This window comes from Mycobacterium nebraskense, assembly GCF_002102255.1.
Lineage (GTDB): Bacteria > Actinomycetota > Actinomycetes > Mycobacteriales > Mycobacteriaceae > Mycobacterium > Mycobacterium nebraskense.
The window spans coordinates 21,362-34,082 of sequence record NZ_LQPH01000101.1; the positions used below are offsets into that span (position 1 = coordinate 21,362).

Consider the following 12,721-nt stretch of genomic DNA (forward strand, 5'->3'; position numbering starts at 1 on the left):
TCCCGTTTCTTTGAGCGATCGCCCAAATAGTCCCACCTCCTGTCGCGGCGGTCAAGGTTCACCGCCCATACAGGTGGGCCACCACGGGCGCGAACGATTCGATCTGTGACTGCTGCACCGTGACGTAGTTGACGCCGAGGGTCTCCCGGCGCGAATCCAGTGTCTCCACAATGCGTTCCGGTGAGCCGATGAGAACATTGGGATGGTCGCGCAATAGCTCGGAGGAGATGCCCGTGGACTGCGCAAGCCGCGCGAGCACGGCCTCGGGGTCGTCGGTGATCTCGGTGAAGTACGGCGAGCTTTCGACGTCGAGACGAGCGAAGCGCTCACCGGCGGCGGCCCGCACGAAGCCGATCCGACGCTGGGCGACCGCCTGTGGATCCAGGCCGTCGGCGTCACGTGCCACAAACGGCACGCTCGAGATGCTGACAATGTCGGCTTCGCGGCCGGCGAGCGAGAGGACGCGACGTCCGCCGCCGCCGATCATGATGGGCGGGTGTGGTTGTTGCACCGGCCGCGGCCGCCCCGCATAGCCGTGCACGTCGACGAACTCGCCAGAGCAGTCGAGTTCTTCGCCGCGCCAATGGGCCTTGATGAGCGCGACCACCTCCGCCAGCTTGGCGATTCGCCGGCCCGGCGAGTCGAAGTCGAGTCCCATCGCGGTGTACTCGACTTCGCTCCAGCCGGCGCCGATCCCCAATTCGAGACGACCATCGGAGAGAAGATCGAGTGTCGCCGCCTCCTTGGCCAACACCGCAGGCACGTGATAGTCGATGCAGAAGACGCGACACCCGATGCGTAACTTCTCGGTCCAGGCGGCCGCCGCCGCCATCGCCGCGATGGGTGCCAGGTCTTGGCGCGGGGTGCGCGCTTCCCGCTGCGCGGGTCCCGGACCCAGGTAATGATCCGCGAGGAAAAGCGTTGTGTACCCGAGGTCTTCGACGCGACGAACGGTATCGCGCCACGCGCGTGCCCCGGCCGCGTTGGTCGCCTGCACTCCGAACCGAAACGGGGGCCTGTCCATCAACGGACCCTAAGTGGGTCGACTGAAACGAATCAAGCCCAGGCCCGATTACTGCCGCGCTTGACCGTGGCGGATGCCGAGTGATAGGCATGTGAGGCCCATGGGTTTGGGCGGTCGCTCAGGAAGGTGGGTACGCGCGCGTGAAGACGGCGGTCGTTACCGGTGGTGCCTCGGGGATCGGCCGTGCCGTCGCCGAGCGATTGCGCAGCGAGGGACTTCGGGTGGCCGTCATCGACTTATCCCCGACTGAAGACGGTTTCGGTTATGTCGCCGACGTCACCGACCGCGCGCAGGTCGATGCCGCGATCTCGGCGATCCGCGACGCGTTCGGACCGATCCAGGTGCTGGTCAACGCGGCAGGAGTGGAGGGCTTCAAGAAGTTCCTGGACATGTCCTTCCAGGACTGGTCCAAGGTGATCGACGTGAACCTCAACGGTGTCTTCCACACCATTCAGGCCGTGCTCCCGGACATGGTCGAGGCGGGATGGGGACGCATCGTCAACATCTCCTCGTCCTCCACTCACTCCGGACAGCCGTTCATGGCCCATTACGTGGCCGCCAAATCCGCGGTGAACGGCCTGACCAAGTCGCTGGCCCTCGAATACGGTCCGTCCGGAATCACCGTCAATGCCGTACCGCCGGGATTCATCGACACACCGATGCTGCGCAGCGCCGAGCGGCGTCACCTACTCGGCGGCACGGTCGAGGATCACATCAAACGCACGCCGGTGCGCCGAGTGGGCCGGCCCGAGGATATCGCCGCGGCGTGCGCCTTCTTTGTGTCAGAGGAAGCCGGCTACATCACCGGTCAGATACTCGGGGTCAACGGGGGCCGCAACACCTGAGGTGGCAAATGTACGACAGGGACCAGCTTTTCATCGACGGGAAGTGGACGGTACCGGATGCCGACTCCGTCATCTCGGTGATATCGCCGCACAGCGAGGCGGTCATCGGTCGGGCGGCCTGCGCGGGGCCCGCGGACGTGAATCGCGCCGTCGCCGCGGCACGGGCGGCCTTTGACGCCGGGCTGTGGCCCCGCATGCAGCCCGCCGAACGGATCGATGCGCTCACCCGGCTGGCCGGCATCTACAAGGAGCGGCGCGCCGACATGGCGGCGCTGATCTCGGCCGAGATCGGCGCGCCCATCACCTTTGCCAAGATGGCGCAGGTCCGCCTTCCCCTGACCATGATCTCGGCATTCTGTGGTCTGGCGGCGAATTACGAATGGCAACAGGATCGTCCGGGGTTGTACGGCAAGGACATTCGGGTCGCGAAGCGGCCGGTGGGCGTCGTGGCCGCGGTGGTGCCGTGGAACATGCCACAGTTCCTTACCGTCACCAAGGTGGTCCCGGCGCTGTTGGCGGGTTGTTCGGTGGTGCTCAAGCCCGCGCCCGAGTCGGTGCTCGACGCGCAGTTGCTCGCGGAACTGGTTGCGGCAGCCGACCTTCCGCCCGGCGTGTTGAACGTGGTACCCGGCGGCCGTGATGTCGGTGAGCTGCTGGTGAGCCACCCGGGCATCGACAAGGTTTCGTTCACCGGATCCACGGCCGCCGGCCGGCAAGTGGCGCTTGCCTGCGCGGCGGGCCCGAAGCAGGTGAGCCTTGAGCTGGGCGGTAAGTCGGCGGCCATCGTGCTGGACGACGCTGACCCCGCGGCGGTCGCCGCCGGTATCCAGATGGCCAGCCTGGCCAACAGCGGCCAGGTGTGCAACGCGCTCAGCCGGATCCTGGTGCCCGAGACGCGCAAGGACGAGTTCGTCGACGCATTGGCGGCAGGTATGGAGTCGATGACGGTGGGCGACCCCGCGGATCCCAACACTGCGATCGGTCCGCTGGTGGCGCAGCGTCAGCAGGAGCGGGTGCGGGGCTACATCGAATCGGGGAAAAGCGAAGGGGCGCGCTTGGTGACCGGGGGGACCGACATGCCCGACGGTCTCGAAACCGGTTGGTATGTAAGGCCGACGCTGTTCAGCGATGCCAGCAACGACATGCGGATAGCCCGGGAGGAAATCTTTGGCCCGGTGCTGACGGTCATCTCCTACCGCGACGAGGACGAGGCGATCCGGATAGCGAACGACTCCGAATACGGTTTGGCCGGATCGGTATTCACCGCCGACGTCGACCGCGGGTACGGCGTGGCGGCGCGGGTACGGTCGGGCACCTTCGGCGTCAACGAGGGCTACATCATGGATCCGGCGGCACCGTTCGGCGGTGTCAAGAACAGCGGCTACGGTCGCGAACTCGGAACCGAGGGAATCGACAGTTACACGGTGAGCCAATCTATTTCCGCAGCGGCGGCTCAGTGACGTCCACGCGCCATGACTAAAAACTTGCCTTAACGGGGAATTGTTCTGCCGTGGCTCTCAGCTTTCATGACGTCATCACGTCCAAGTACCTGCTCTTGACCACCTTCACCAAGGACGGCCGCCCCAAGCCGACACCGATCTGGGGCGTGCCCGAGGGCGACAGGCTGCTGGTGATCACCGATGACGGGTCCTGGAAAACCAAGCGGATCAACAACACGCCCCGGGTGACGATCGCCAGGAGCGGATCGCTGGGCAAGCCAAGGAGCGAACCGGTCGAAGGGATTGCCCGGGTCCTGCCAAAGTCCGAGACGCGGCGGGTTTACAACGCGGTGCTCAAGCGGTACTGGTACCACGCCTGGTGGTTCTATGCGCACTCGATCGTGCGGGGCGGCATCGACAAAGTGCACATCGGCCTCGAGATCGAGCCCAGTGGGATAGACGCCTAGACCGGCTGCGGGCTTGCGGCGTCGCTCTTGGGGTCGATGAGGATCTTCGCGTGCGCCGTGTGTTCGGTATTCGTCGGATCGCCGAGCGCGTCGAACGCGGCCTCGACGCCGGACAGCCCGACCGTCCCGGTGATCAGCGGCGCGACGTTGACCTTGCCGTCGGCGAGCATGTGCAGCGTGTCGCGGAACTCGAGCGGGGTGTACCCGAGCACGAACCGCAGGTCGATCTCTTTATTGATCGCCATCGCCGGCCGGATATGGTCCGAGCCCATGCAGACGCCGACCACGACGATGCGCGAGAACAGCGGCGCGCTCGCGATGATGCCGTCGATAATGCCTGGCACACCGACACATTCGAAGATGACGGGGTGCTTGGGCGTTGCGGCGCCGGCCGCTTCGGCGGCGCGCCACACGTGCCACCAGGGCAGCCGCAGCCTTTGCAACTTCTCGATCGTGCCGACCGCCAGGTCGAACGCCTCGAGGATGCCCTGCAAGTGCTTGCGGCTCGCGTCCGTGCTGTAGGGCGAGTCCTGCGCGGGATCGACGACGATGTCGGCTCCGCAGGCGGTCGCCAGCGCGCGCCGGCCAGCCGAGAAGTCGCTGGCGATCACGGTGCGCACCCCGTGCGCCTTGAGCATGCAGATCACCGCGAGACCGATCGGCCCGCAGCCGATCACGATTGCGACGTCGCCCTTGCCCACCTCGCCGCGACGGACGGCGTGCCACCCGACGGCCATCGGCTCGGTCAGGGCGGCCATCTCGGGGGACAACCCGTTCGGGACGGCAAACGTCAGCGACTGCTCGACGAGGAGCTGCTCGGCATAGGCTCCCGGCGCCATCGTCGACAGCCCGATCCCGTGCACCTCCTTGCCACGGCGCAGCAGCGGAAGGGCGACGACGGGAGTGCCGGGCGGCGGGGCCTTGCGTGTGCCGGGGCCGTAGTCGAGCACCTCACCGCAGAATTCGTGACCGAACACGACGTGCTGATTCGATCGCATGAAGGCGTCGTACCCCGATTCGGCCATCACATCGGCGAGTTCGTCGCAGTGGTGGCGCGCATGCAGGTCGGATCCGCAGATGCCACACCTGAGGACCTCGATCAGCAATTGCCCCTTCGCCGGGGTCGGGGTGGGGGTGTCGACTACTTCGAGCTTTGCGTTAGTGCACGTCACGCTCTTCATCCGTCGATCCTCCTACACACGCCGGGCCTGGAGATAGCCGTCGTTCAGAACGAAGCGCGCTCGGCTCCTGCCGATTGCAGTCCCGCAGCCCCTTTCAGCTCCGCGTAGGCCCGCAGCGTGTGACGAGCGAGTTGCGGTAGGTCGCCCAGTGCCGCGGAGTTGGCGACGAAGCCGAAGTCCATGCTGTCGTGGTAGGACGCGAACGTGGCGTTGAGTCCGATCGAGGCGGCGAGGGCGGAAACCGGATAAATACCCAGAAGGCGTGCACCGTTGAGGTATCGGATCTCCTTGGCGCCCGCCACGTTGGAGATGACGAGGTTGCACGCCGGGTGCACGACGCGGTCCAGGTGTGTGGAAGAACCCAGGCCGGCGAGTGCGACGAGCCCCGCCGCGTAGGTCAGTGCCGCCTCGTTGGACATGCGGGCGAGTTCCTTCTTGCACGCGGCGACCGAGTCCACCACCTGGTGAAGACGTTCCGGCATGCCCGCTTCGGGCTCACCGAGTCGCGGAAACACCGCGGACACTCGCGTGCCGATCGTCGTGTCCCCGCCGGCGCGCAGCGACACCGGACACATCGCAACGAAGGGGTGCGCGAAGGGGCGGTCCGTCTCCCGTAGATAGGCGTGCAGCCCGGCGTCGACGACGGTGACCGCCACGTCGTTCAGGGTCGCCCCGAGACGCCGGCCGACCTCATGCATCTCCTCAAGCGGCAGGGAAAGCGTCGCGAAGCCTCGCCCGATCTGCAGCGGAGCGTTGGTCGGGGCGTGCTGCGCCCCGAACGGCAGGCTGCCCTCCAGATGCGATCGGAAGAGACTTGCGAGCACCTTGCGCAGGGTGCCGACCGAAATCTGGTTCAACGCCTCTACCTGCGTCATCGCCCCGCGAATCGAACCGGCGATGCGCTCGGTGAAGGGCGTCGGCGGATGCGGCCGGGGTTCCGGCGCGCCGAGCGCGAAGGCGGGTGTCGGGACGGTGCGCTCCTCGGTCGTGCTCAGCCCGGCGTAGAGAAGCTTGAGGCCGGATTCGCCGTCGATGATCGAGTGATGGGTCTTCGTGTAGATCGCGAACATCCCGTTCGGCACCCCATCGATCACCCAGCACCGAAAAAGCGGCCGGTCCCGGTCGAGTTGTGGCTCGTGCAGATCGGCGACGAGCCGCAGCAGGTCGTCGTAGGAGGAGCGAGCGGGGAGGGCCAGGTGTCCGACGTGGTAGTAGGGCTCCCAGTCCAACGCCTCTCGGAAATGGGGCGCGCCCCGACCGAGCAACTCCGGAACGTAGTTGAAGGGTGGCGCGGGCGTGCACGCCCGGTACGCCTCCACGATCTCGCGCACTATAGGCGCGCGGCCGGCCGGCTTCTTGAACAGCAGCATGGCGCCAACGTGCGTCGTGCCGGCCGGCGACTCGATCAACAGCCATGAAAGGTCCAGGGGCGGAATCGGTTTGGTCATGCCGTACCTCCAATCCGAAGCTCCGGCACCCTGACCGACATCCGGCCCGGGCGCACACGAGTCCGAAGGCTACGGCGATGTTCCCTCCGCCGACCACGGTCGACGAGGGCACTAGGGCCCCGGTATCGCCACCGTAAGTCCCTTAGCAACGTCGCGCACCAGGGCGGCGCCGATCGGCCGGGGGTGGACAGCACACTGGCATCGCAACAATCATTGATGCGGCGGTTTGTGCCGACGGTTTGCGGCACCCTGCAACGGCGCGGCGTCGGAAAGGACAGCGATGGCGGGTCGCACGGTGATCATTACCGGTGCCAGCGACGGCCTCGGCGCTGTCGCGGCGGACAGGCTGAGCCGAAGCGGCGAGAACGTGGTGGTGGTCGGCCGATCCGAAGCGAAAACAACCGCCGTCGCCGCGCGATTGGGCGTCGAGTATTTTGTGGCCGATTTCACGGATCTCGCACAGGTGCGGAGGCTGGCCGAACAGCTGCTACGGTCCTACCCCCGCATCGATGTGCTGGCCAACAACGCCGGCCGTGCCATGAGGAGGCGTGCGCTCACCGTCGACGGCCATGAGACGACTTTCCAGGTCGATTACCTGGCCGCGTTTCTGCTCACGACGCTGTTGCTGGATCGGCTCCTCGAATCCGGCGCCACGGTGCTGAACACCTCGAGCGTGGTCAACACGTACTTCGGCCGTGTCGATGTCGATGACCTCGACTTAGCACGGGGTTACCGGCCCCTCAGGGCCTACGGCGCAGCGAAGCTGGAAAACATCTTGTTCATCAAGGAACTGCACCGCCGTTACCACGCTGCCGGGATCTCCGCCGCGGCGTTTCATCCCGGCAGCGTAGCGACCAACTTCGGAAAAGAGTCGCGCACGTGGTGGATTCGAACTGCGTTTCGCGGCCCAATCAAGTACCTGGCGTTGACGGGACCGGAGCGGGGATCCGACGAGCTGGTGTGGCTGGCCTCATCGACACCGGGAATCGACTGGAAATCTGGCGAGTACTACGCCAACCACAGAATCGCCCGGGCCAACCCCCGCGCCTCCGACCCGGGCCTGGCGCGTGAACTCTGGGAGCGCAGCCTCGCCATGGTCGCCACCTAGAAAAGTCGGGAGCAACGCAATGATCGTCACCGCGGTGGACGCCGGTCGCAATCAAGTCAGCCGCTCGATTGAGGTCCATGCCCCTGCAGCCGAGCTGTTTGCGATCGTCGCGGACCCGCGTCGCCACCGCGAACTCGACGGCTCCGGCACCGTTGGGGATAACATCCGTGCCCCGCAGCGGCTGGTCGCCGGCGCGCGGTTCACCACGAAGATGACGATGTTCGGGGTGCCCTATCGCAGCACCAGCACCATCACCGCGATGAAACCCGATGAACTGATCGAATGGCGCCACCCCGTCGGGCACCACTGGCGTTGGGAGTTCGCGGCAATCACACCGACGATCACACGCGTCACCGAGACGTTCGACTACCGCGACACCGGACTGCTGAAGGATCGGCTGAAGTATTACGAGCGAACGGGTTTCGCCAACCGCAATGCCGCCGCCATCGAAGCCACGTTGACCAGACTTCGCAACCGCTACGCCGGCTGATTGGAGCCGGTCGTTGGTCGAGCCGCTGGTCGACCTTGTCTGGCGGAGCCAGTGCGACGCACACTCCTAAGTGCTCCCCGCAGAAACTGCGCACACAACCGAGGAACGATGGCAGCCATCGACAATCACGCCTCGCAAAAGCCCCATCACACCGGCGATCTGGACGCGATGCTGTGGGGGATCGAGAAGGATCCGTTGCTTCGGCAGACGATCACGGTGGTGTTGATCCTCGATCGGGGGCCCGACCGGGAGGTCTTCCTCGACCGGCTCGAACGTTGCAGCCGGACCCTGCCGGCATTTCGGCACCGGCTGGTGGAGGCACCGTTGCGCCTATCGACTCCCCGTTGGATTGTCGACCCGAACTTCGATCTCTCCTATCACGTCCGCTGGATCGGTGCGCCGGGCGATGGATCTTTGGACGGCGTGCTGGAGTTTGCGCGCCAGTCGGCGATGTCCGGGCTCGACCGGGAACGCCCGCTGTGGACCGTTACCGTAGTCGAAGGGCTCGCGGGCGGACAGGCGGCGTTGATCCTCACGGTGAACCATGTGATGAGTGACGGCACCGGCCTCCTCGCGATCTTCGGGTTGCTCGGCGACCTGACCCGAAAGCCGCGCGACCTTGGCCCGATGCCGCCGATCCCTGAGCCCGAGGATCAGTCCCGGCTCGGGCGGGCGGCCGAAGCCGCCGGCTACACCGCCCACCGCATCCTCGGGTTGCTTGGCCGGTCCGCGGGCGCGACCGCGCGTGCGTTGCCGACCGTGGTGCGGCGCCCGCGCGATACCGCGACCACTGTCGTAAAGGATGTGCGGGCGGTGACCCGGATCGTGGCGCCGAACTTGAAGACCCTTTCGCCGCTTATGACTGAGCGCCGGGGGTGGCTGCGCTTCGCGGCGCTTGAGGCCGACCTCGACGGATTGCGCAAAGCCGCCAAGACCCGGGACTGCACCGTCAACGACGCGTTCCTCGCCGCCGTCGCGCACGGATTCGCTTTGTACCATCAACGGCACGGCAAACCAGTCGACCGGCTACGGACCACCATCCCCGTTGATATCCGCAAGCCGGGCGACCCACTGTTCGGGAACCGGGTGAATGGTTGCCGAATCGCGATCCCGATCGGCGCCGACGACCCAGGCGCCGCGATGGAGACCTATCACGGCCTGATCAATAGGTTGAAGGGGGTCGCGAAACTCCCGTTGGCCGCCGCGCTGGGCACGGCGATCAACGCCTTCGGCCCCGCGGTGAATCTCGTCATCGGGTTGATCATGAAACACGACGACTTCGTGCTCAGCGATGTCAACGCCGGAGATTTCGCGTTCTACCTTGCCGGCGCGAAAGTGCTCAGCATCTTTCCCTTCGGGCCCACGATCGGCACCGCCGCCAACATCACGCTGGTGGGTTATCACCACAAGGCGCTGGTCGGCGTCAACGTCGACGCCGCAGCGGTCCCGGATCTGGGCGCCTTCGTGGCGTGCATCCGTGAAGGCTTTGACGCGGTCATCGCTCTGGGCGACGGAAGCCACGACATGGGTTGCAACGCCTAGCGACTCACCCGCGAAGGGCTTCGAATGTGTCGGCGACGGTTTCGGTTGGATCCCGGTACTTGATGCCGAGCTCGCGTTCGCTGGGCGAATCGTCGGATGCCGGCATCTGCGTGTAGTACTGCATCCCGGCCCACGTGAAGGGCGTGTCGAAAGGTAGGAAGCGACCTGCCCGATCCAGCACCGCCCCCGCCACGCGCAGCGCGGTGTCGGGGATCGGGACGGAGATCATGGGCGTCCCGGCAACCTCGCCGAGCATGGCGGCGAGCTCGGCCGCCGGCACCCGGTGGCCACCCGCGGTGTAGCGGCGCGGCCCGCGCCCGGGCTCCAGCAGCGCCGCATGCAACGCGGCCAGATCGCGCACGTCGACGATCAACCACGCCGCACTCCGGCCCGGGATCGCGTGCATCTGCACGGCCGCCCGCACGCCCTCGCCGGCCTCACCGAACTGGTCGCCGACCGGCGGGCCGAGCACCATGCCGGGATAGGTGATGTTCACCGGCGCGCCGGCATCCTGCAGACCGCGGGCATAGATATCGACCTGCGCCTTGGATGTTCCGTATCCGTCGGCTCCGCCGACGACCGGCAGGTCCGCGGTCAACGTCTCCAGGCCCGGATGAAAGAGCGCGGTGAAGCTGGAAACATGAATGATGGGATCCAGCCCCAGCTCGACGGATTGACCGAGGACGTTCTGGGCGCCCTGCATGTTGGTGGTGAGCATTTCCGTGGTCTGGCGCGGGTCGGTCGCGACCAGGGCGGCGCTGTGCACAACGGCTTCGCATCCGTCCAGCGCCTGGCGCACCGCCATCCGATCGGTGATGTCGGCGACGGCGAAGTCGGAGACGTCGACGCCCAGCTTGGCCACCGAAGTCTCCAGCTTGCCGGGATTGCGCACCAGAAACCGGATGGAATGCCCCGCGTCGGCGATGGCCTTGGCCGTCCAGCCGCCGACGAATCCCGTACCCCCTGTGATCAGAACGCGCATGGTGCGATCTTTGCAGGGCCGTCCGGCCTACAGGTGACTGGAGGCGAAGTTGGCGGCCTGGTTCGTCATGCCGTTCGCGCCGTAGGAGACGTGCGCGGCGAAGCCGTCGCCGTTGCCGGTGCCGCACACCGGATCGCCCTGGGCACACAGCTCCAGGGTCTTCGGCTGATATAGCGGGCCGATTGCGAGCGGCGGCGCGTGGTACTTCTGCAGGAAGTCGCCCGACGGCGTTCCGAACAGGGTGACCGCGGCGACGTGGCTCGCTATCTCGGGCGGCATGGGCGACGGTACCGCAGACGCGGGCACGCCCGCCGGTACGGCCGCCGAGGTGACATATCCGGCCAGCGCCGCGCCCTGCGAGTACCCGCCGAGCACCTCCCGGGTGTTGGGGCAGTTCTTGGCCGTGGCTTCGACGTGCCCGCTGGCGTCACGGATCCCGTCGACGACCGTCTGCGGGAAGTTGGGATTCGAAAAGTCTGTGCTGGCAGGGTAATTGACCGCATACACCCCGAGCGACCGGGAGCCGATCTGCGAGCGCAGCGCGTCCACGAACGACCCACCGATGCCGCCGACACCTGGCGGCTCACCCGACCCGCGGGCGAACACCACCTCCACGTCGGGACATGGTGCCGCCGACGCCGACGGACTGGGGGCGCTTGAAACCAGCACGCCGGCCGCCAACGCCGCGAGTCCCACTAGCGCCGGCAGCCGGCGCAGCTCGGCAAGGCTGCTCACTTCTTGAAGGCGTCCTTCACCTTTTCTCCGGCGTCCTTCAGGCTGGACTTCGCCTGGTCCGCCCGGCCCTCGTCCCTGGTGTCGTGGTCCCCGGTCGCCTTGCCGATGGCCTCCTTGGCCCGGCCGCCCAGGTCCTCGATCTTGTTCTTCAGCTTGTCCTCGTTGCTCATGCCGGTGTGGCTACCCCGCTGTGGGAGATGTTGAAACCCCCGCCCTGCCATCATGGAGGTCGTGAGCGCCGCAATCGTGGTGGCAATAGTAGTGGGGCTGATGCTTCTGGGCATTGGCATGGTCATCAACCAGCTGCTTCGGCTGCGCAGATATCTGAAGGACTCGCCGACCGCGCAACCGCCCGAGCCGCCGGAGCCGCCCGGCTAGGTGAGCGCTGCGGATTCACGCCGCGATAGCGGCGATCGCCGCCGCGCTCTCCAGATCGCCGAAGGCGACCGCGTACCGCTGCGCCAGGGCGACGGCGACTTCGACGCGCTGCCACAGCCCGCCCCCGGCGCTGGCCGTGCACAGCCACAGGGTCAGTCCGTGGGCGACCGACGCCCGGTAGCGCAGCCACAGTTCGTCGCGGGACGGCAGCTCGGTGCTCGGCAGCCCGAGCGCGGCCCGGTATTCGTCGAGGAGGGCACGCTCGTGCTCCCGGCGATCGTCGACCGTCAGGGCGCCCTGCAGGAAGTAGCCGAGGTCAAGTGACCAGTTCCCGCGGCGCGCCATCTGCCAGTCGAGGAACCCGACTTCGTCGTCGGGCGTGACGTACGTGTTGCCGATGTGGGGATCGCCGTGCAGCAAGGTCTGCGGCGACGTGGTGAGCGTGCGGATGTAGGGCTTCCACAGCGACTCGACGAGGTGGTCGATGGTCAGCTCCAGCACCTCGGCGGGAGTGTCGGGGTCGAGCCGTTCCAGGGCCGACGGCAGGGGTGCGTACTGCAGGCCGTCGAAGGGCAGGAACGGTTCCAGCCAGGCCAGGCCCGGGTGTCGCAGGACGCGCTCGCCCCAGTAGCGGCCGTGCATGCGGCCGAGGGCGCGCACGCCGGTGGCGGCCTGCTCGGCGGTCAGCGGCCGCAGGGAATCGCGCGGGTCCGCTGCCCGCGCGTTCAGATCCTCCATGACCATGACGAAGTCGTAGGCGTCTTCGTCGATCAGGGCGACGTAGACGGCCGGGTGTTCGAGCGGCAGCTCGACGCCGGAGGAGAACAGTCGCGGCTCGTGGAACATCCCGCTGGTCATGCGGATCAGCTCTTTATGCGCAGGGTCCGCGGCCTTGACGAAAACCGTGGCGGGACCGCTGCCGGCCGAATAGCTCAGCGCCAGCCGGGCGCGCCGGTTGGTGCCGTCGTCGCGAAGCTCGACGGCGACCTCATCGACAACCGCATCCGGATGGCATCCGGCCAGGGCCGCCGACATCCAGGCCGGGGTGATCTCGTCCCAGCTCCGCGGCACGGACAGAGGCA

The 12,721-nt window shown here is 66.9% G+C and carries 14 protein-coding genes; 7 read left to right on the forward strand and 7 right to left on the reverse strand.

The genetic code is table 11. The features are described 5' to 3' along the window. Positions 1 to 58 precede the first annotated feature (58 nt). A complete protein-coding gene (locus tag AWC17_RS10690; protein ID WP_046182013.1) occupies positions 59 to 1,024 on the reverse strand; it encodes a TIGR03621 family F420-dependent LLM class oxidoreductase in 966 nt (321 codons plus the stop codon). Positions 1,025 to 1,164: 140 nt separating this feature from the next. On the opposite strand from AWC17_RS10690, the gene AWC17_RS10695 reads away from it, so the two are divergent. Genes AWC17_RS10695 through AWC17_RS10705 form a run of 3 tightly spaced genes read left to right on the forward strand, consistent with a single transcriptional unit; the run spans position 1,165 to position 3,775 of the window. Next, positions 1,165 to 1,869: an SDR family NAD(P)-dependent oxidoreductase gene (locus AWC17_RS10695; protein ID WP_046182012.1), complete on the forward strand. Its 705-nt coding sequence runs from the start codon at positions 1,165 to 1,167 to the stop codon at positions 1,867 to 1,869. 8 nt (positions 1,870 to 1,877) lie between these two features. Continuing rightward, positions 1,878 to 3,329 carry an aldehyde dehydrogenase gene (locus tag AWC17_RS10700; RefSeq protein ID WP_046182011.1) on the forward strand — a complete coding sequence of 484 codons (1,452 nt, stop codon included), beginning with the start codon at positions 1,878 to 1,880 and terminating at the stop codon, positions 3,327 to 3,329. A 50-nt stretch (positions 3,330 to 3,379) separates the two neighbouring features. Beyond that, on the forward strand, positions 3,380 to 3,775 hold the full coding sequence (locus tag AWC17_RS10705) for a PPOX class F420-dependent oxidoreductase (protein WP_046182010.1): 396 nt from the start codon (positions 3,380 to 3,382) through the stop codon (positions 3,773 to 3,775). Here the strand turns inward: AWC17_RS10705 and AWC17_RS10710 are convergent. Then, a complete protein-coding gene (locus AWC17_RS10710) occupies positions 3,772 to 4,956 on the reverse strand; it encodes a zinc-binding dehydrogenase (RefSeq protein WP_046182009.1) in 1,185 nt (394 codons plus the stop codon). The two genes, AWC17_RS10705 and AWC17_RS10710, sit on opposite strands and share 4 nt — an antisense overlap. A gap of 44 nt (positions 4,957 to 5,000) precedes the next feature. After that, a complete protein-coding gene (locus AWC17_RS10715) occupies positions 5,001 to 6,404 on the reverse strand; it encodes a wax ester/triacylglycerol synthase family O-acyltransferase (RefSeq protein WP_047323710.1) in 1,404 nt (467 codons plus the stop codon). A 280-nt stretch (positions 6,405 to 6,684) separates the two neighbouring features. On the opposite strand from AWC17_RS10715, the gene AWC17_RS10720 reads away from it, so the two are divergent. The 3 genes from AWC17_RS10720 to AWC17_RS10730 all read left to right on the forward strand — a co-directional run bounded on the left by AWC17_RS10720 (position 6,685) and on the right by AWC17_RS10730 (position 9,544). Then, positions 6,685 to 7,512, forward strand: a complete 828-nt coding sequence (locus AWC17_RS10720; protein ID WP_046182007.1) for an SDR family NAD(P)-dependent oxidoreductase — start codon at positions 6,685 to 6,687, stop codon at positions 7,510 to 7,512. Between the two features lie 19 nt (positions 7,513 to 7,531). Further along, the gene (locus AWC17_RS10725; RefSeq protein ID WP_046182006.1) at positions 7,532 to 8,002 is read left to right on the forward strand and encodes an SRPBCC family protein; all 471 of its coding nucleotides are present in this window, start codon (positions 7,532 to 7,534) and stop codon (positions 8,000 to 8,002) included. A gap of 108 nt (positions 8,003 to 8,110) precedes the next feature. Then, positions 8,111 to 9,544, forward strand: a complete 1,434-nt coding sequence (locus AWC17_RS10730; protein WP_047323709.1) for a wax ester/triacylglycerol synthase domain-containing protein — start codon at positions 8,111 to 8,113, stop codon at positions 9,542 to 9,544. 4 nt (positions 9,545 to 9,548) lie between these two features. Here AWC17_RS10730 and AWC17_RS10735 read toward each other — a convergent pair whose 3' ends face one another. The 3 genes from AWC17_RS10735 to AWC17_RS10745 are packed head-to-tail and all read right to left on the reverse strand — an operon-like array spanning position 9,549 to position 11,431. Continuing rightward, positions 9,549 to 10,526, reverse strand: a complete 978-nt coding sequence (locus tag AWC17_RS10735) for an NAD-dependent epimerase/dehydratase family protein (protein WP_047323708.1) — start codon at positions 10,524 to 10,526, stop codon at positions 9,549 to 9,551. A gap of 27 nt (positions 10,527 to 10,553) precedes the next feature. Next, positions 10,554 to 11,261, reverse strand: coding sequence for a cutinase family protein (locus AWC17_RS10740; RefSeq protein WP_082147642.1), 708 nt, complete (start codon positions 11,259 to 11,261; stop codon positions 10,554 to 10,556). Further along, the gene (locus tag AWC17_RS10745; protein WP_046182002.1) at positions 11,258 to 11,431 is read right to left on the reverse strand and encodes a CsbD family protein; all 174 of its coding nucleotides are present in this window, start codon (positions 11,429 to 11,431) and stop codon (positions 11,258 to 11,260) included. Before AWC17_RS10745 ends, AWC17_RS10740 begins: the two co-directional genes overlap by 4 nt. Positions 11,432 to 11,492: 61 nt before the next feature. Here AWC17_RS10745 and AWC17_RS32645 point away from each other — a divergent pair, with 61 nt between their 5' ends. Then, entirely contained in the window at positions 11,493 to 11,639 is a 147-nt protein-coding gene (locus tag AWC17_RS32645) for a hypothetical protein (RefSeq protein ID WP_167385566.1), read from the forward strand. 15 nt (positions 11,640 to 11,654) lie between these two features. On the opposite strand, the gene AWC17_RS10750 is transcribed toward AWC17_RS32645, so the two are convergent. Further along, entirely contained in the window at positions 11,655 to 12,674 is a 1,020-nt protein-coding gene (locus AWC17_RS10750) for a phosphotransferase (protein WP_372517413.1), read from the reverse strand. Between the last annotated feature and the right edge of the window lie 47 nt (positions 12,675 to 12,721).

What these genes read in the sequence shown, in the direction of transcription:
- AWC17_RS10735 (WP_047323708.1), bottom strand. Translation starts at nt 10,526, where the DNA reads ATGCGCGTTCTGATCACAGGGGGTACGGGATTCGTCGGCGGCTGGACG.
- AWC17_RS10745 (WP_046182002.1), bottom strand. Translation starts at nt 11,431, where the DNA reads ATGAGCAACGAGGACAAGCTGAAGAACAAGATCGAGGACCTGGGCGGC.
- AWC17_RS10715 (WP_047323710.1), bottom strand. Translation starts at nt 6,404, where the DNA reads ATGACCAAACCGATTCCGCCCCTGGACCTTTCATGGCTGTTGATCGAG.
- AWC17_RS10730 (WP_047323709.1), top strand. Translation starts at nt 8,111, where the DNA reads ATGGCAGCCATCGACAATCACGCCTCGCAAAAGCCCCATCACACCGGC.
- AWC17_RS10750 (WP_372517413.1), bottom strand. Translation starts at nt 12,674, where the DNA reads ATGTCGGCGGCCCTGGCCGGATGCCATCCGGATGCGGTTGTCGATGAG.
- AWC17_RS10725 (WP_046182006.1), top strand. Translation starts at nt 7,532, where the DNA reads ATGATCGTCACCGCGGTGGACGCCGGTCGCAATCAAGTCAGCCGCTCG.
- AWC17_RS10700 (WP_046182011.1), top strand. Translation starts at nt 1,878, where the DNA reads ATGTACGACAGGGACCAGCTTTTCATCGACGGGAAGTGGACGGTACCG.
- AWC17_RS10690 (WP_046182013.1), bottom strand. Translation starts at nt 1,024, where the DNA reads ATGGACAGGCCCCCGTTTCGGTTCGGAGTGCAGGCGACCAACGCGGCC.
- AWC17_RS10710 (WP_046182009.1), bottom strand. Translation starts at nt 4,956, where the DNA reads ATGAAGAGCGTGACGTGCACTAACGCAAAGCTCGAAGTAGTCGACACC.
- AWC17_RS10720 (WP_046182007.1), top strand. Translation starts at nt 6,685, where the DNA reads ATGGCGGGTCGCACGGTGATCATTACCGGTGCCAGCGACGGCCTCGGC.